The organism is Pseudomonas sp. S31 (assembly GCF_016648105.1).
In the GTDB taxonomy this organism is placed as follows: Bacteria; Pseudomonadota; Gammaproteobacteria; order Pseudomonadales; family Pseudomonadaceae; genus Aquipseudomonas.
The window spans coordinates 22,121-39,044 of sequence record NZ_JACVVE010000016.1; the positions used below are offsets into that span (position 1 = coordinate 22,121).

The window sequence follows — 16,924 nt, forward strand, 5'->3', positions numbered from 1 at the left end:
AATGGCGATCAGCAGCGCCTCCTCGGCTTCAACCAACGGCACGGCCAGCCAGGCCAGCCCGTTGGTGATGCGCATCATCACCTTCTGTGCCCTGGCGCACCTGACCAACGACTTGATCCAGTCGGTGCTGCCAGCGATCTACCCGATGCTCAAGGCCAGCTACAACCTGAGCTTCGCGCAGATTGGCATGATCACCCTGACATTCCAGATCACCGCTTCGCTGCTGCAGCCGTGGGTCGGTTTCTTCACCGATCGTCGGCCCACGCCAAACCTGCTGCCGGTCGGCACGTTGTGCACCTTGGTCGGCATCGTGATGCTGGCGTTCGTCGGCAGTTTCCCGATGATCCTGCTGGCCTCGGCACTGGTGGGCATCGGCTCGTCCACCTTCCACCCGGAAACCTCGCGGATTGCCCGGCTGGCGTCCGGTGGGCGTTTCGGCCTGGCCCAGTCGACCTTCCAGGTGGGCGGCAACACCGGTTCCGCGCTGGGCCCGCTGCTGGCGGCGGCCATCGTCATTCCTTTCGGCCAGACCCATGTGGCCTGGTTCGGCGTGGTCGGCCTGGCGTTCTTCGGGGTGACCTTGATGCTGCGCCGCTGGTACAAGGAACACCTCAACCAGGCCAAGGCGCGCAAGGTGGTGCAGGCGACCCATGGCATCTCCCGTCAACGGGTGATCGCGGCATTGATCGTGCTGGGGCTGCTGGTGTTCTCCAAGTACTTCTACATGGCCAGCTTCACCAGTTACTTCACCTTCTACCTGATCGAGAAGTTCCAGCTCTCGGTGGCCAGCTCCCAGCTGCACCTGTTCCTGTTCCTTGGCGCGGTGGCGGCCGGGACCTTCTTTGGCGGGCCGATCGGTGACCGTATCGGGCGCAAGGCGGTGATCTGGTTCTCGATCCTGGGCGTGGCCCCGTTCACCCTGGCATTGCCCTACGCCGACCTGTTCTGGACCACCGTGCTCAGCGTGGTGATCGGCTTCGTTCTGGCCTCGGCGTTTTCCGCCATCGTGGTCTATGCCCAGGAGCTGGTGCCTGGCAGCGTGGGCATGATCGCCGGGATCTTCTTCGGCCTGATGTTCGGCTTCGGCGGCATCGGTGCGGCGCTGCTGGGCTACCTGGCGGACCTGCGCGGGATCGAGTATGTGTATGGGCTGTGCTCGTTCCTGCCATTGTTCGGCTTGCTGGCGGTGTTCCTGCCCAATACCAGCAAGCGCTGAGATCGCTGGGGCTGCTTTGCAGCCCATGGCATTTGACGATAGTGGCACCCTTCGCCTAGAGTGCCGCCTCTTCCAAACCCTTCCATAGCAGCCACCGCAATGCGCCGTATCCAGTCCCTACCTCGCACCCGCCAGCCTGCCCTGCAGGCCCTGCGTCGTGCCTGGCCGAGCGACACGGTACTGAAGCGGCGGCGCAGCGTGCTGTTCGCCTTCACCTTCTCGCCACACTTCGGCCTGATCTGACCCCGCCCGCGCGTCGTCCGCCTGGGCGTCTGCATTTGCGCGTCTTTTCAGTTGTCGAGGAAGTGGTACATGAACATGCGTTTGCTGGCGGGCTTGTTGTTCGCCGTGTCGGTGGTGGGCTTCAGCCTGGGGGCCAGCCTGCCGCTGGTATCGTTGCGCCTGCACGAGGCCGGGGCCGGAACCCTGGAGATCGGCGTCATCTCGGCGATTCCCGCCGCAGGCATGATGCTGTCGGCGTTCCTGGTCGACGCCTGTTGCCGCTACCTGACCCGGCGCACCATCTACCTGCTGTGCTTCAGCCTGTGCACCGTCAGCATCGCCTTGCTCGAGTCGGCGTTCGATTCGCTGTGGCTGTTGGCGGTGTTGCGCCTTGGGCTGGGTCTTGGTATGGGCATCGCGATCATCCTTGGCGAGTCCTGGGTCAACGAGCTGTGCCCGGACCACAACCGCGGCAAGATCATGGCCTTGTACGCCACCAGCTTCACTGGCTTCCAGGTGCTTGGCCCGGCGTTGTTGGCGCTGCTCGGTGCCGACAGCCCATGGATCATCGGCGTGGTCACCGCCTGCTATGGCCTGGCCCTGCTGTGCATCCTGCTGACGGTGCCCAACGATCATGTGGAGCATGGCGAGGAGGGTGACAAGAGCTTCGGCCTGGCCGGCTTCTTCCGCGTGGCCCCGGCGCTATGCGTGGCGGTGCTGTTCTTTTCCTTCTTCGATGCCGTGGTGCTGTCGCTGCTGCCGGTGTACGCCAGCAGCCATGGTTTCGCCGTGGGCGTCGCGGCGTTGATGGTGACGGTAGTGTTCGCCGGTGACATGGTGTTCCAGTTGCCGCTCGGCTGGCTGGCCGACCGCGTCGAACGCACCGGGTTGCACCTGGTGTGCGGGTTGGTGGCGATGGCCATTGGCATCGCCTTGCCCTGGCTGCTGGACGTGGCCTGGCTGCTGTGGCCGATGCTGGTGCTGCTGGGAGCTGTGGCAGGGGCCATCTATACCTTGGCGCTGGTGTTGATTGGCCAGCGTTTCAAAGGCCAGGACCTGGTCACGGCGAATGCCAGCGTGGGTTTGCTGTGGGGTGTGGGCAGCCTGGTCGGGCCACTGGTCAGTGGTGCGGCGATGGACGTGGCGCCCCATGGCCTGCCGATGGCGCTGGCGTTGATGGCGGGATTGTTCGTGTGTTTCGCCCGGCAGTCGTATCGGCGGGCGGGGCGGTTGCCGGCGGTGGTGGATTGAGGCATTTGGGCTGTCTGCACCGGCCTCTTCGCGCCGAACCGCCGCGAAGAGGCCGGGACAGGCAACCGCGATCAGAAGCTCGCGCGCAAGGTCACCGACATGTTGCGCGGGTCCCCCCAGTAATACCCGGTCGCCGTGGTGCCGATCTGCCGGTAGTACTTGCGATCGAAAATATTGTTGGCGTTCAACTGCACCGAATAGTTGTCGTTGAACCGGTAGCTGGCCATGGCGTTGTACACCGCGTAGCCCGACTGGGTGGCCTTGGCCGTGCCGCTCTTGCTGTAGATGTCGCTCTGCGCCTGCACGCCGCCGCCAATGGTCCAGGCATCCAGCGCACCGGGCAGGCGGTAGCTGGTGAACAGGCGCAGCATGTGCTCGGGGTCGGTGGTACGGAGGGCATTGCCGTTGGTTTCGGCGGTGTTCTTCACGTACTCGGTGGTGTTGTAGGTGTAGCCACCGGTGAGCTGCCAGCCCGGCAGCACCTCGCCGGAGATCTCCAGGTCGACGCCTTCGCTGCGGCTTTTGCCCGAAGCGATCTTGCAATAGCCGGTGCCGCCGTTGCAGCCGATCGGCACCGACAGGTCATCGATCGGCGTGCCTACCTGGTTGATGCGGAAGTACGCCAGCGACGCATTCAGCCGACCCTCGTAGAACTCGCCCTTGATCCCGGTCTCGTAAGCCTCGCCGACGATCGGGTCGAGCACCTTGTTGTTCTTGTCGACCACCGTCTGTGGGTTGAATATCTCGGTGTAGCTGGCATACACGCTGAAATTGTCATCGAGGTCGTAGATCAGTGCGGCGTACGGCACGATCTTCTCGTCGACGCTGAATTTGCCATTGGCGCCGGTGTTGTTTTCCTGCTCGTAGTCGTACCAGTTGGCGCGCGCGCCGATGATCGCGGTGAGCGGGTCGGCCAGCGAGATACGCCAGGTCGCATGCACCGCTTCCTGGGTGGTGCGGGTGCGCACCGGGTGCGGGATATCGGTGATGGTCGGCTCGGCCAGGCTGGTCTTCGGGTCCCATTCGCGGATATCGAAGACGTCCGAGAACACCACGCGGTTGGTGCCGGAGGCGTACGAATCGTTGCGGATCCGCTCCACACCGACCATCAGCTCATGGGTGCGGCCGAACAGTGCGAAGGGGCCGTTGAGCGTGGCACTGAGGTTGTTCTGCAGGCTCTCGCCGCCATCGCCCTCGGTCACCTGGTAGTTCATCAGGTAGGGGTTGGTGGTGCTGGCGCGGGTCATGTAGGTCTGCTTGAAACCGTTGTTGTCCAGCTCGAAGTGGCTACGCAGGGCCATCAGCTTGAGCGTCCAATCGTTGTCGAAACGGTGCTCGAGCTCGGCGTAGGTGTTCAGGTTGCTGCGGTCCCAGCGGTTCCATTCGGCGCCCAGGTAGGTGCTGCGCCCCAGATCCAGCGGCGAGCCGTCGAAATCGGCGGGCAGGTTGCCCCAGGCGCCGGTGGCGTCGAGCTTGGTCCACTCCAGGCCGGTGGTCAGGGTGGTGCGTTCGTCCAGGTCGAAGGCCAGGGAGCCGGCGAAGGCTTCCTTGCGCTCCATGCGCGAATCCTGGAACAGGTCGCGGTCGTCGTGTACGGCGATCACCCGGCCGCGCACGTTGCCGGTTTCGGTCAGCGGCCCGGAAATGTCGGCCACATAGCGCTGCGCGTTCCACGAGCCCAGGGTCACCGTGCCGGAAGCCTGGAAGTCATAGGTCGGGCGCTTGCGCACCAGGTTGACCGTGCCCGACGGGTTGCCGGCGCCGCGCAGCATGCCTGTGGCGCCGCGCAGCACTTCGGCGCGGTCGATGAAGGCAGAGTCGCTCTGGATGAACGAGCCGCCGCCACTGCTCTGCACCACGGTGGCGCCGTCGTACTGGATGGCGTCGATCTGGAAGCCGCGTGAGTAGTACTGCACGCGCTCGCTGTCGGTGTAGTTCACCACCACCCCAGGGGTCTGCTCCAGCAGGTTGGTGAGGTTGGTGATGTTCTGGTCTTCGATGCGCTGGCGGGTGATCACGCTCACCGACTGCGGGGTGTGGCGCAGGGTTTGCGGCATCTTGCCGATGGTCACCGCGCCGGTGGTGTAGGAACCGCTGTGCTCGGTGGTTTCGCCCAGACGGTTGCTGGAGATGCTGGTGGCGCCCAGCTCGAGGGCGCTGCCGGCGTCCATGGCGGGAATCAGCAAGAAGCTGTTGTCGCCTTCCTGCTGCACCTGCACGTCGCTGCCCTGGAGCAGGATCGACAGCGCTTCGGCACCTTCATGGCGGCCCTGCACCCCTCGGGTGGTCTTGCCTTGCAGGCCGCTGGCGTCGAATGACAGGCTGAGCCCGCCTTGGCGCGCCAGTTGATCCAGGGCCGGGGCCAAGGGACCGGCCGGGATGTTCCAGTCGATCTGTTGATGCTGGCCAGCGGGCGCTGCCAGGGTCATGGCCGGCAATGCCAGGCCGCTGCCAAGGCCGAGGCCGAACACGGCGGCGCGCACGGCATGGCGCAGCGTGGCGTTGCAAGGGGAAAACGGGTGAATCATGGACCGCTCCTGAAGGTTTCGTAGACCACTTTTCGGGCTTTGTTCCCTTCAGGCCGCACGAGAATGAGATTCCACCTCATTCTTTTTCAGATTTTTTTCACGCGGCACCGATGCTGACCCAGTAGCGGGTGCGGTAGTCGATACGTACCGGCAGGCTGCGCGCCAGTAATTGCAGGATCTGTTCGGTATCACCTAGCTGGTAGGTGCCGGACACTTTCAGCTCGGCTACTTCCGGGGCGCAGCGCAGCAGGCCGGGGCGATAGCGCGACAGTTCGCTGACGAACTCGGCCAGTGGCATCTGTTGCACGCTGAGCACGCCGTCGGTCCAGCCCCAGGGGTCTGCGTGCAGGTCGGTCAGCGGGTGGGCCTCGCCCGCCGCGACCTGCAGGACTTCGCCGGCACCCACCCGACGCGCGGCGGGAGAGTGGGGAAACAACGTGACCTCGCCCCGGCGAACCGCCAGCAGCAGGCCCCGGTCGTTTTCACGCAGCAGCAATTGGCCGTTGCGGGTGCCCAGCGCGCCGAAACGGGTGTTGACCTGGAACGGGCGATTGTCTGCGGCATTGCTGTCCAGGCTCACCTCGCCACGTACCAGGGTCAGTTCGCGCTGCTCGGCGCTGTAGCGCAGGTCGATGGCGCTGGCCGTGTTGAGCTGGATGCGGCTGCCATCGCTGCCCTGTACCTGCCGGCGCTCGCCGGTGGCGGTGCTGCTGTCGGCCAGCAGCGCTGGCAGGCCCAGCGGTTCGCGGGCAGCCCAGCCGAGGCTGCCGCCCACTGCCAGCACGGCCAGCAGCTTGAGGTGGTCGCGCCGGCTGATGCGCTGGCGCTGGCTGCCGTCGAGGGTGTGCCGGGCCAATTCGCTGGGCAACCCAGCCAGTTCGTCGCTGAGGCTGCTGACCCGTTGCCAGGCATGGGCGTGCTGCGGATGGCTGGCCAGCCAGTGCTGGAACTGCTGCAGAGTACCCGGGCTGGGGCTGTCGAAGCGCAACTTGACCAGCCATTCGATGGCCTGGTCGACCTGGGCCTGGGCCGGATTGTGGTCAGTGTTCGGCATAGCGCAGCCGGTAGCAGACGCCCAGAGCCTTGGCCAGGTCGCGTTCGATGGTGGCCCGCGAGACGTCCAGGCGCAGGGCGATCTGCGGGATGCTCAGGCCATCGAGCTGCGCCAGCAGGAACGCCTGGCGTGCCCGTGGCTTGAGCTGGTGCAGGGCACGGTCGAGGCGTTCGAGGGTATCGAGAATGACCAGCCGGTGTTCCTCGCTGGGCACTTCGCCCTCGGGTAGCATGGCCAGGCTGTCCTGGTAGGCGCGCTCCAGGGCGCGACGGCGGAACTGGTCGATCATCAGGCCGCGGGCAATGCTGCTGAGGTAGGCCCGTGGCTCTTTCAGCGGCGATAGCTGGCGTGCCCGCAGCAGGCGCACGAAGGTGTCCTGAGCCAGGTCGGCGGCATGTTCGTGGCAGCCGACCCGGCTGCGCAGCCAGCCCCGCAGCCAGGCATGGTGGGACTGATAGAGCAGGGCGACCTCGGTCGGTTTGAGCGTGTCGTTGATCTGCATCGTATCGATAGCCGGGTTCCGAGAATGCATGCGATTGTGAATAGTTCTCAATTCTATGCGGGGAGTGCGGCCTGAGGCAATGGTATGCCAGGAATTAGTCGCGCAAGATCCGGCGTTTCCCTGGCGCGCATGCGGGGCTAAGCTGGAGCCTTTCCGAACCCATGGAGCCCTGCATGAGCGTTGCCGAACCGCCAGCGGATGCCTATCGCGAGGCCATCGACCACCTGGCTACGCTGGACCCGGACTGGGCGCGACACATCGCTGCGGTGGGCCCTTGCCTGCATCGGGCGACACCCGGGCGAGAGCCATACGAGGCCTTGGTGCGCGCCATCGCCCACCAGCAACTGCATGGGCGCGCCGCCGAGGCGATTCTCGGGCGTCTGCTGGCGCTGTTTCCCGGCGTGGCGTTTCCGCAGCCGGAGCAGATGCTGGCGTTGAGCCCGGAGACCTTGCGCGCATGCGGTTTCTCGGCGAGCAAGCTGGCGACCCTCCAGGGCATCGCCCGGGCACGCCTGGAAGGGCTGATTCCCAGCCGGCACGAGGCGCTGGAGATGGACGACGAAGGCCTGATCGAGCGCCTGGTGGCCTTGCACGGGGTGGGGCGGTGGACGGTGGAGATGCTGCTGATCTACTGCCTGGAGCGCCCGGACATCCTGCCGGTCGACGATTTTGGCGTGCGCGCTGGGTATCGCCGCCTCAAGGGCCTGGACAAGCCGCCGACGCCGGCGCAGTTGAGGGCCCTGGGGGCGGCGTGGAGCCCGTTTCGGACGGTGGCGGCCTGGTACCTGTGGCGGGCTTGAGGGTGTGTAGTGGCAGGGCCGGCCCTTTCGCGGGTAAACCCGCTCCTACAGGGGAAACGTGATCCTGCACAATCTGCTGTGCCTGTAGGAGCGGGTTTACCCGCGAAGAGGCCGGCGCAGACGACATACCAGATGAGGCCCCACCAATGCCCCTCTACACCACCCCCGAGCAACGCTGGCACGCCGTACAAACCCGCGACAGCGCCGCCGCCGGTCATTTCGTCTACGCCGTGCGCACCACTGGCGTGTACTGCCAGCCCGGCTGCAAATCGCGCATGGCCAAGCGCGAAAATGTCGAGTTCTTCGACACCCCCTCCAGCGCCGAAGCTGCCGGCTACCGCCCCTGCCGTCGCTGCCAGGCCAAGCCTGCCGACAGCCGCCGCAGCGATCTGGTCGCGCGCGCCTGTCGCCTGCTCGAAACCCCCGACACGCCGCCCAGCCTCGACCAGCTCGGTGCGCAATTGGCTATCAGCCCCTTCCACCTGCACCGCCTGTTCAAGGCCGAGACCGGCCTCACCCCCAAGGCCTATGCCAGTGCCTTCCGCGCCAGGCGCCTGCGCGAGCGCCTCGGTGAAGGTGGCTCGGTGACCGAGGCCATCTACGACGCCGGCTACAACTCCAACAGCCGGTTCTATGCCAGCGCCGAACAGCGCCTGGGCATGCATCCCCGGGACTACAAAGCGGGCGGCGCCGGCGCGACTCTACACTTCGCCCTCGGCCAGTGCTCGCTGGGGGCGATCCTGGTGGCCCAGAGCGCGAAGGGCATCTGCGCGATCCTGCTGGGCGACGACCCCCAAGCCTTGCTCGAACAACTGCAGGACCAGTTTCCCAAGGCCAGGCTGATCGGTGGCGATGCTGACTACGAGCGCCTGGTCGCCGAGGTGGTGGGCTTCGTCGAGGCCCCGGCCTTGGGCCTGGAACTGCCCCTGGACGTGCAGGGCACGGCGTTTCAGGAACGGGTCTGGCAGGCTCTGCGCGACATACCGGTGGGCAGCCGGGTCAGCTACACCGACATCGCCGAGCGCATCGGTGCGCCCAAGGCAGTGCGGGCAGTGGCCATGGCCTGCGCGGCCAACCGTATCGCCGTGGCCATCCCCTGCCATCGCGTGGTGCGTCGTGACGGAGACCTCAGTGGCTATCGCTGGGGCGTGGAGCGCAAGCGGCTACTGCTGGAAAGAGAAACGGCATTCTCCTGATGACCTGAAGCCGCGTAGAATCTCCCGCCAAATCGAGATGTAAAGAGGAACATTCGATGAGGCGTGTCAGCCTTGCCCGTTTTTACCTAGCAGTGATGGCCATGATGCTGGCGCTGGTCGGCCCGGCCTGGTCGGCCCCGGCGACGCCGTTGGCCGACCTGTCCGTGGCCGAGCAGGCACTGGAGGAAAACGCCAGCTACGAACAGCTCAGTGACCGCCTGGACCAGATCCGCCAAGGCGTCACCAGCGATGCCAACGACGATCTGCTCGCCCAGTTGCGCCTGGTCGCCATCCAGGTCCAGCGCCAGGCCGATGCCCTGGCGGCACAGCGCGCCGCCGATGTGGAGAAGCTCGACGACAAGCTCAAGGTGCTCGGCCCGGTGCAGCCGGACGAGGCCGAGGCGCTGACCCAGCAGCGCAAGCAACTCGACGCCGAGAAAAAAACACTGGTAGCCCAACAGGATCAGGCCGCCAAGCTGACGCTGTCGGCGCGCGACCTGTCCACCCAGATCGTCAACCTGCGGCGCAGCCAGTTCAACTCGCAAGTCACCAGCCGCGCCGCCTCGCCATTGAGCCCGGCTTTCTGGCAGAGCATCGTGCGTCCGACCCAGGATGACGAAGCGCGCCTGCGCGACCTGCGCGGCGAGGCCGCCGACGCCATCGCCAGTGCCTTCTCCGCCGAGCATCGCTGGTTGTTCATCGGCAGCCTGGTGGCGGCCATCCTGGTCTGGACGGTGGTCCGCGGCCTTGTCGAGCGCTTTTTGGCCCATGCCATGGTGCGCTGGCTGCCGGAAGGGCGCCTGCGCCGCAGCGCCCTGGCCCTGGGCGTGAGCCTGGCCACCCTGGGCACCATTTCGAGTGCCGTGTCATTGCTGCGCTGGGGTCTGGAGAGCAGCGCCGAGCTGGGCTCGGACATGGCGAGCCTGACCAACCATGTGCTGACCCTGGTGGTGTTCAGCGCCTTCATCACGGGCCTGGGCCGGGCCATGCTGATGCTGCAGCGCCCATCCTGGCGCTTGCCGCCGATCCACGACGAGGTGGCCAGTGCCTTGGGCTGGTTCCCCAAACTGCTGGCTCTGGCGCTGATGGTCATGGTCACGCTGGAGCGCATCAACAGCGTGATCGGTGCCAGCCTGGCGCTGACCTTGGCGGTCAACGGCGTCACTGCGCTGGTGGTGGCGGTGATCTTCTACATGGCACTGGTGCGCTATCGCCGTACCCTGCGCAAGCACGAACTGGAAAGCCCGACCGGGGTCGCCGGCCTGATTCCGACGGTGATGGTGGTCTGGCTGGCTGCCATCCTGGTTTCGCTGGTCGCCGGCTATCTGACCCTGGCCTATTTCCTTACCGCCAAGCTGCTGTGGGTGAGCCTGGTGGCTACCTGCGCCTATCTGCTGACCACCTTCGTCGGTGATTTGTGCGAGACCTTGCTGTCGCCCCGCCAGCCCGGCGGGCTGGCGCTGGCTGCCTCGCTCGGCCTGGCTCCGCGTCACCAGGCCCAGTTCAGCACCGTGCTGGCCGGTATCGGCCGCACCACCTTGCTATTCCTGGCCTTGCTCCTGGCGCTGATGCCATCGGGCACCAGCCCCGCCGAGCTGCTGGCCAGCCTGGGCGATTGGGACGGCACCGGTGGCAAGGTGCTGGGCAACCTGAACATCGTGCCGCAGGACATCCTGGTGGCGCTGGTGCTGTTCTTCGGCGGCCTGTTCGGCATCCGTGTGGTCAAGCGTTGGCTGAGCGAGCGCCTGCTGCCGGAAACCGACATGGACGCCGGCATGCGTGCTTCGCTGGTGACCCTGGTCGGCTACCTGGGCTTCATCTTCCTGGCCATGCTGGTGATGTCGACCCTGCGCATCAACCTGACCAGCCTGACCTGGGTGGTCAGTGCGCTCTCGGTGGGTATCGGTTTCGGCTTGCAGCAGATCGTGCAGAACTTCATTTCCGGCCTGATCCTGCTGACCGAGCGTCCGGTCAAGGTGGGGGACTGGGTGAGCTTGGCGGGCGTGGAGGGCGACATTCGCCGCATCAACGTGCGCGCCACCGAGATCCAGATGTCCGACCGCTCGACGGTGATCGTGCCCAACTCGCAATTCATCTCGCAGAACGTACGCAACGTCACCATGGGCAATGCCTTGGGTGTGGTCGGAATCACCCTGACCTTGCCACTGGATACCGATGCCAACCGCGTGCGTGAACTGTTGCTGGCGGCTTACCACGAGCATGAGGCAATCCTCGATGCGCCGGCGTGTTCGGTGTCATTCAAGGACCTGACGGCCAGCGGCATGGTGATCAGCGTCAGTGGTTACGTGGCGGGGCCGCGACAGGTGTCAGGGACGCGCAGCGATCTGCTGTTCACCATCCTGGGGCGCTTGCGTGATGAGGGTATTGCGCTGTCTTCGCCGCAGAGCATGGTGCTGGTGCAGGAAGGTGGGCGTTCGCCTGAAGAGCCAGTCTGAGGCTTGGCAACGCCAGGTGAGGCGCCGTTCGAGGTCGGCCTTGCTGACCTCTTCGCGGGTGAACCCGCTCCTACAGGATCACCGCCGATTGTGAACCCGGCGCAGAACCTGTAGGCGCGGGTTCACCCGCGAACACCGGCGCAGCCGGTGCCATGTCATTGCGCTCGTCACCCCAGGCAACGCGTCACATGCTTGACCGACTGATACGCCGCCAACCCCCAGGCCCCTAGCTCACGGCCAATTCCGCTGCCCTTGGTGCCACCCCACGAAGTCTCGACGAATACCGCCTGGACCGAGTTGATCCACACATGCCCAACCTCCAACGCGTCGGCCACGCGTTCGGCCCGCGCCAGGTCGGCCGAGCAGACCGTGGCGACCAGCCCGAAGCGGCTGTCGTTGGCCTCGGCAATGGCCTGTCGCTCGGTTGAAAAGCGCCGCGCGCACAGTACCGGACCGAAGATCTCCTCGGTCCACAAACGGCTATCGGTCGGCACGTCGGCATACAGCGTCGGGCTGACGAACCAGCCGTCGCGCTCCAGCGTCTTGCCGCCGGCCAGGCACTGCAATCCTTCCTCGCGGGCAGTCGCGAAGTAGCCGGCGACCTTGAGCCATTGCGCCTGGCTGGTCAGCGGCCCCATCTGCACGTCTTCGTGCAGCGGGTTACCCACCTGCAACGCTTCCAGTGCCTGGCGCAGGCGCGCCAACAGGGCATCGGCGATGCCGTCCTGCACCAGCAGCCGCGAGGTCGCCGAACACATCTGCCCGGCATTCCAGGTGATCCCGGCGACGATCCATTCCACTGCCTGGTCCACCTCGCAGTCGTCGAACACCACGATCGCCGACTTGCCACCCAACTCCAGGGTCAGCGGCCGACAGTAGGCTGCGGCGCTGCGCATCACCTGGCTGCCGACGCTGTTGCTGCCGGTGAACGACAATTTGTCCAGGCCGGCGTGGTTGCCCAGTGCAGCGCCGACCTCGGCCTTGCCGTTGACGATGTTCAGCACGCCGGCCGGCAGCCCCAGGGTGTCGGCGATCTGACCGTAGGCCAGTTCGACCAGTGGGGTCACCTCGGAGGGCTTGAGCACCACGGTGCAACCGGCGGCCAGGGCCGGGGCGATCTTCCAGGCACTGGTCACCAGGGGGAAATTCCACGGCACGATCAGGCCCACCACGCCGATCGGCTCCAGGCGCGTGCGGGCAGTGAAGCCAGCGGCGGCCAGTGGCACATCACGGTTTTGCCGTGGCAACTGTTCGGCCAGGTCGGCGTAGTAGGCGAAGGTCGCCACTGCGTCATCCAGGTCGATTTCCGCTTCGTGGCGGGGTTTGCCGTTGTTGCGCATCTGCAGCTCGATCAGCGCTTCCCGGCGCTGCCCGAGCTGCTCGGCGAACCCGCGCAGGTAGGCGGCGCGGGCCGTGGCGTCGACGTGTTTCCAGGTCGACAGGGCCTGGCGCGCGGCGGTCACGGCCTGGTCGACCTGGGCCACGCTGGCGGCCCGCAGTTCGTCGAATGGCAGCCCCAGCGAGGGGTCGTTGACGCTGATGCAGTCGCTGCCCTGGCCTTCGACCCAGTGGCCGGCGATGTAGTGGGAGGTGGTCATGGTGGGTTTCCAGTCAGGCCGGGTCGGCAAGGGTCACGGGCGTGTGCGCGGTGCTTTTGCAACGCACCCAGCGCGGGCCGTTGGGGCCGTACACGCCAGCAGGTTCGGGGAACAGAGTGAGCAGCAGCAGGTACAGCACGCCGGCAAGGCCCAGGGTCACCGGCAAGCTCAGGTCGATGCCTGCGGCCAGGTCGCCCAGCGGGCCGACGAACTGGCCCGGCAGGTTGACGAAGCACAGGCCGACCAGCGCGCTGGGGACCCACGCGCCCATGCCGCGCCAGTTCCAGCCATGCAGGAACCAGTAATGGCCGCCGCGCTGGCCACGGGTGAACACTTGCAGGTCATCGGCGTGGTAGAAGCCGCGACGGGTGATCAGGCCGAGGATCATGATCACCATCCAGGGGCTGGTGCAGGTGATGATCAGCACAGCGAAGGTCGACACGCTCTGTACCAGGTTGAAGGTGAAGCGGCCGATGAAGATGAAAGCGATGGCCAGCACGCCGATCAGCAGGGTGGCGCCGGCGCGGCTGAGCAGGCGCGGGAACACGCTGGACATGTCCAGGCCGGTGCCATACAGGGCGGTGGTGCCGGTAGACATGCCGCCGATCACCGCGATCAGGCACACCGGCAGGAAGAACCAGCTCGGCGACACTGCCAGCAAACCACCGACGTAATTGTTGGCGGCGATGTAGTCCGGCGCCTGGCTGGCCACCAGGGTGGCGGTGCACAGGCCGAACAGGAACGGGATCAGGGTTGCTGCCTGGGCGGCGATCACCGCCAGCATGATGCGCGCCTTGGGTGTCTGCCGTGGGATGTAGCGCGACCAGTCGCCGAGGAAGGCACCGAACGACACCGGGTTGCTCATGGCCAGGATCGCCGCGCCGACGAACGCTGCCCAGAAACCGGCCTGGCCGAGGTTCACGCTGCCGGCATAGCCCGCGTCGAACGGCCCGGCGAAGGCGACGATCCCCAGCAGGAACAGCAGACTCGAGGCCCATACCGCGATCTTGTTGACCCACAGCATGAAGCGGAAGCCGAAGATGCACACCACCAGCACCAGCACCGCGAACAGCCCATAGGCCAGGCCCAGGGTCAGGTCGGTTTCCGGCAGCCCGGCCAGGCGCTTGGCGCCGCCGATCAAGGCGTCACCCGAACTCCACACCGACAGCGAGAAGAATGCCACCGCCGTCAGCAACGACAGGAACGAGCCGACGATGCGCCCGTGTACGCCGAAGTGCGCGCCCGACGACACCGCGTTGTTGGTGCCGTTGAGGGCGCCGAACAGGCCCATGGGCGCGAGGATCAGCGCGCCGACGCCGACGCCGAGCAGGATGGCCCAGACGCCGGCCTGGAACGACAGGCCGAACAGAACCGGGAAGCTGCCCAGCACCGCAGTGGCGAAGGTGTTGGCGCCGCCGAAGATCAGGCGGAACAGGTCCAGCGGGGAGGCGTCGCGTTGATCGTCGGGGATCTGTTCGACGCCATTGGTCTCGATACCGGTCGAGTGGCTCATGGTGATGCTCCAGCGCGGTTGTTGTAGGCCGGTGCGGTGCACGGGCACTTTTGTGGGTGCGATGGCAGTGCGGCAGGGCCGCGTAACGGTGGATCAGGCGTGCGAAACCACCGACAGGTGCTCATGGCAGGCCAGCCATTGCTCACCGTGACGGCGGAAGACGATGGTCTCGCGCTCGGCCAACTGGTGTTCCTCCCCGGCGATGCGGATGTGCGTGGCCACGTCGTGCATGAAGATCGCCACGTCGCCTTGCAGGCTGACCTGGGCATTGCTCGACTGGCAACCGAGCACGACGAAACCCTCGGCCTGCCACTGGGCCCAGGTTTGCTCATAGGCGCGGCGCGACAGCAGCGGTTGCGGCAAGGTATGGAAGAGGAAGGTGGCGTCTTCGCTGAAACAGGCGAAGTAGCGGGCGGTGTCGTTGCTGGCGAATGCATTGACGAGGTCGGCGGCGGCCTGGCGTACCTGGAGGGTCTGGTCCACGGGAGTGGCCTCACGGTTATTGTGATTGTGGTGCTGCGATTCTGGTGGGGGCGGGCGAGGGGAAAAATCGCTGGGAGGAAATAATTAGTTCAGGAATTTGTGAAGTGATGCCGTTTGTAAAACTCATGCTGCAAGCCTTTCCAGGCGCTGATTGAAGCAACCTCGACCGATCAAGTAACCGATCAAGTAACCGATCAAGTAACCAGCCTGTTGAGCGTCCTGCCGCCAGGGAAGGCGTTGAAAGCCAGCGAGTTGATGCAGCGATTGGGGCTTTCACACCGGCCTACTTTCAGCAAGTCCTATCTCAAGCCCGCTCTGGCTTCTGGACTCATCGAAATGACAGACCCCGACTCTCCCCGTAGCCCGACGCAACAGTATCGACGCGTACAGAACTGAACTCATAAGATCGTCGGCTATTGTAATGATCGGTAACGTAAATAATACTGCTTCCCATTAACGCCCTCGCGTAACCCGCCCCGAGGTAATCCCGTGCCGTCGTCCCCCCATAACGCCCAGGTCGGCGAGCTTTACCGTGGCCACCATTCCTGGTTGCGCGGCTGGTTGTTCAAGCGCCTGGAGTGTCATCACCAGGCGGCTGACCTGGCCCAAGACACGTTCGTGCGCCTGCTCGGGCGCGACACGCTACAAGGTTTGCGCGAGCCACGGGCCTTCCTGGCAACGGTGGCCAAAGGCTTGGTGATCGACCACTTCCGGCGCCAGAGCCTGGAGCGTGCCTGGCTCGACAGCCTGGCGGCGCTGCCTGAAGCCGAGGCGCCCTCGGCCGAATCGCGCGCGCTGGTATTGGAAACCTTGATGGAAATCGACCGCATGCTGGACGGCCTGCGGCCGAAAGTACGCTCGGCGTTCCTGTTGTCGCAGCTCGATGGCCTGACTTATCCACAGATCGCCGAACAGCTCGATGTATCGCTCAGTTCGGTTCAGCAGTACATGACCCAGGCCTTTGGCCATTGCTATCGGGTGCTCTACGCATGAGGCATGGCGACCCGGCACCGGACGTGGTGGCGCAGGCGATCGATTGGCGGGTGCGATTGGCCTCTGGCGTGGCGCCCGTCGACGAACACGATGCCTGTATTCGTTGGCGCGAACAGCACCCCAGCCATGAGCAGGCCTGGCAGCGCCTGGCGGTGTTCGACGGGCGCCTTGCCGGCATGCCGTTGCCGCAGGTCAGCCACGCCCTGCGCCAGGCGCCGGGCCAGCGTGATCGGCGCACCCTACTCAAAGGCCTGGCGTTGCTGTTGGGTGGTTCGGCGCTACTGGGCGGCGGCAGCGTGGGGTTGCGTGGCTCACCTTGGTTGGCCGAGCAGCGTACCGCCACCGGTGAACGGCGTCGGCTGCAATTGCCGGATGGTGGCTGGCTGCAGATGAACAGCGGCACTGCACTGGACCTGACCTTCGACCACCAGCAGCGGCGCATCCGCCTGCTGGCCGGGGAGATCATGGTGCAGACCGGCAAAGACGGCGCCGAGCGACCGTTCTGGGTCGACACGCCGATGGGCAGCCTGCAGGCGCTTGGCACCGGCTTTTCAGTGCGCCTGGCAGAAGACAGTGCATTGCTGGCGGTAGAACAGGGCGCCGTGGCGGTACGCCCGGGTGCTTTGTCGCAAGCGGCAGCTGTGATCCCGGCAGGCGAGCAGGTGCGTTTCGATCGTCAGCGGTTGTTCGCCCCTCAGGCATTGGACCGCGATGCCCTGGCTTGGCGCGAAGGGTGGCTGGTGGTGCGCCAGTGGCGCCTGGCGCAGCTGTGTGCAGAACTGGCGCGCTACCGCAATGGCGTGCTGCGGTGTGATCCGAAGGTCGCCGACCTGATGATTTCCGGCGTATTCCCGTTGGATGAGCCGGACCGTGCACTGGCAGCACTGGGGCGCAGCCTGCCGGTTCGGGCACGCTACCTGACGCGCTGGTGGGTGAGCCTTGAGCCGGTTTGAGACCCAGGCGGCAATGCACAGGCCATGAGCACAACGCCGTCCCTGTGGAAGCGGCTTTAGCCGCGAAGAGGCCGGCACAGAAAAAAAATCTCATTTCCTTTGCAGTTTTTTCGCGGTGGTTCGGCCTCCTTGAAATCCCAGCTCATGACAACAAGGAAT

General features: G+C 65.6%; 14 protein-coding genes and 1 pseudogene. 9 read left to right on the forward strand and 6 right to left on the reverse strand.

Translation table 11 applies throughout. From position 1 onward, the window contains the following. Position 1 precedes the first annotated feature (1 nt). The 3 genes from IAE37_RS13760 (at position 2) to IAE37_RS13770 (ending at position 2,689) form a co-directional block, all read left to right on the forward strand. On the forward strand, positions 2-1,216 hold the full coding sequence (locus tag IAE37_RS13760) for an MFS transporter (RefSeq protein ID WP_201174440.1): 1,215 nt from the start codon (positions 2-4) through the stop codon (positions 1,214-1,216). Positions 1,217-1,315: 99 nt separating this feature from the next. Then, positions 1,316-1,459, forward strand: coding sequence for a hypothetical protein (locus IAE37_RS13765; RefSeq protein WP_201174442.1), 144 nt, complete (start codon positions 1,316-1,318; stop codon positions 1,457-1,459). Between the two features lie 69 nt (positions 1,460-1,528). Beyond that, positions 1,529-2,689, forward strand: coding sequence for an MFS transporter (locus IAE37_RS13770; RefSeq protein WP_201174444.1), 1,161 nt, complete (start codon positions 1,529-1,531; stop codon positions 2,687-2,689). A 71-nt stretch (positions 2,690-2,760) separates the two neighbouring features. Here IAE37_RS13770 and IAE37_RS13775 read toward each other — a convergent pair whose 3' ends face one another. The 3 genes from IAE37_RS13775 to IAE37_RS13785 all read right to left on the reverse strand — a co-directional run bounded on the left by IAE37_RS13775 (position 2,761) and on the right by IAE37_RS13785 (position 6,773). Continuing rightward, positions 2,761-5,217 carry a TonB-dependent siderophore receptor gene (locus IAE37_RS13775; RefSeq protein WP_201174446.1) on the reverse strand — a complete coding sequence of 819 codons (2,457 nt, stop codon included), beginning with the start codon at positions 5,215-5,217 and terminating at the stop codon, positions 2,761-2,763. 97 nt (positions 5,218-5,314) lie between these two features. Continuing rightward, positions 5,315-6,271: a FecR domain-containing protein gene (locus IAE37_RS13780; protein WP_201174448.1), complete on the reverse strand. Its 957-nt coding sequence runs from the start codon at positions 6,269-6,271 to the stop codon at positions 5,315-5,317. After that, positions 6,258-6,773 carry a sigma-70 family RNA polymerase sigma factor gene (locus tag IAE37_RS13785; protein WP_201174452.1) on the reverse strand — a complete coding sequence of 172 codons (516 nt, stop codon included), beginning with the start codon at positions 6,771-6,773 and terminating at the stop codon, positions 6,258-6,260. The genes IAE37_RS13780 and IAE37_RS13785 overlap by 14 nt, the downstream gene beginning before the upstream one ends. A 173-nt stretch (positions 6,774-6,946) precedes the next feature. On the opposite strand from IAE37_RS13785, the gene IAE37_RS13790 reads away from it, so the two are divergent. From IAE37_RS13790 to IAE37_RS13800, 3 genes are all read left to right on the forward strand, one after another. Then, entirely contained in the window at positions 6,947-7,573 is a 627-nt protein-coding gene (locus IAE37_RS13790) for a DNA-3-methyladenine glycosylase family protein (RefSeq protein WP_201174456.1), read from the forward strand. A 146-nt stretch (positions 7,574-7,719) separates the two neighbouring features. After that, positions 7,720-8,769: a bifunctional DNA-binding transcriptional regulator/O6-methylguanine-DNA methyltransferase Ada gene (ada, locus tag IAE37_RS13795; RefSeq protein ID WP_201174467.1), complete on the forward strand. Its 1,050-nt coding sequence runs from the start codon at positions 7,720-7,722 to the stop codon at positions 8,767-8,769. A 56-nt stretch (positions 8,770-8,825) separates the two neighbouring features. Further along, positions 8,826-11,225 carry a DUF3772 domain-containing protein gene (locus tag IAE37_RS13800; RefSeq protein WP_201174470.1) on the forward strand — a complete coding sequence of 800 codons (2,400 nt, stop codon included), beginning with the start codon at positions 8,826-8,828 and terminating at the stop codon, positions 11,223-11,225. 167 nt (positions 11,226-11,392) lie between these two features. On the opposite strand, the gene IAE37_RS13805 is transcribed toward IAE37_RS13800, so the two are convergent. The 3 genes from IAE37_RS13805 to IAE37_RS13815 form a co-directional block, all read right to left on the reverse strand. Next, positions 11,393-12,823, reverse strand: coding sequence for an aldehyde dehydrogenase family protein (locus tag IAE37_RS13805; protein ID WP_201174474.1), 1,431 nt, complete (start codon positions 12,821-12,823; stop codon positions 11,393-11,395). A gap of 13 nt (positions 12,824-12,836) precedes the next feature. After that, a complete protein-coding gene (locus tag IAE37_RS13810; protein WP_201174475.1) occupies positions 12,837-14,336 on the reverse strand; it encodes a purine-cytosine permease family protein in 1,500 nt (499 codons plus the stop codon). 93 nt (positions 14,337-14,429) lie between these two features. Beyond that, entirely contained in the window at positions 14,430-14,819 is a 390-nt protein-coding gene (locus IAE37_RS13815) for a YybH family protein (RefSeq protein ID WP_201174477.1), read from the reverse strand. Positions 14,820-14,920: 101 nt separating this feature from the next. Between IAE37_RS13815 and IAE37_RS28810 the strand changes: the two are divergent. The 3 genes and pseudogenes from IAE37_RS28810 to IAE37_RS13825 all read left to right on the forward strand — a co-directional run. After that, positions 14,921-15,215: pseudogene (locus tag IAE37_RS28810) on the forward strand (Fic family protein); the annotation flags it as partial. Positions 15,216-15,308: 93 nt separating this feature from the next. Then, positions 15,309-15,812 (forward strand): sigma-70 family RNA polymerase sigma factor, encoded by a 504-nt coding sequence (locus tag IAE37_RS13820; RefSeq protein ID WP_201174479.1) that lies wholly within the window; start codon positions 15,309-15,311, stop codon positions 15,810-15,812. Next, positions 15,809-16,765: a FecR domain-containing protein gene (locus IAE37_RS13825; RefSeq protein WP_201174480.1), complete on the forward strand. Its 957-nt coding sequence runs from the start codon at positions 15,809-15,811 to the stop codon at positions 16,763-16,765. Before IAE37_RS13820 ends, IAE37_RS13825 begins: the two co-directional genes overlap by 4 nt. Positions 16,766-16,924 lie beyond the last annotated feature (159 nt).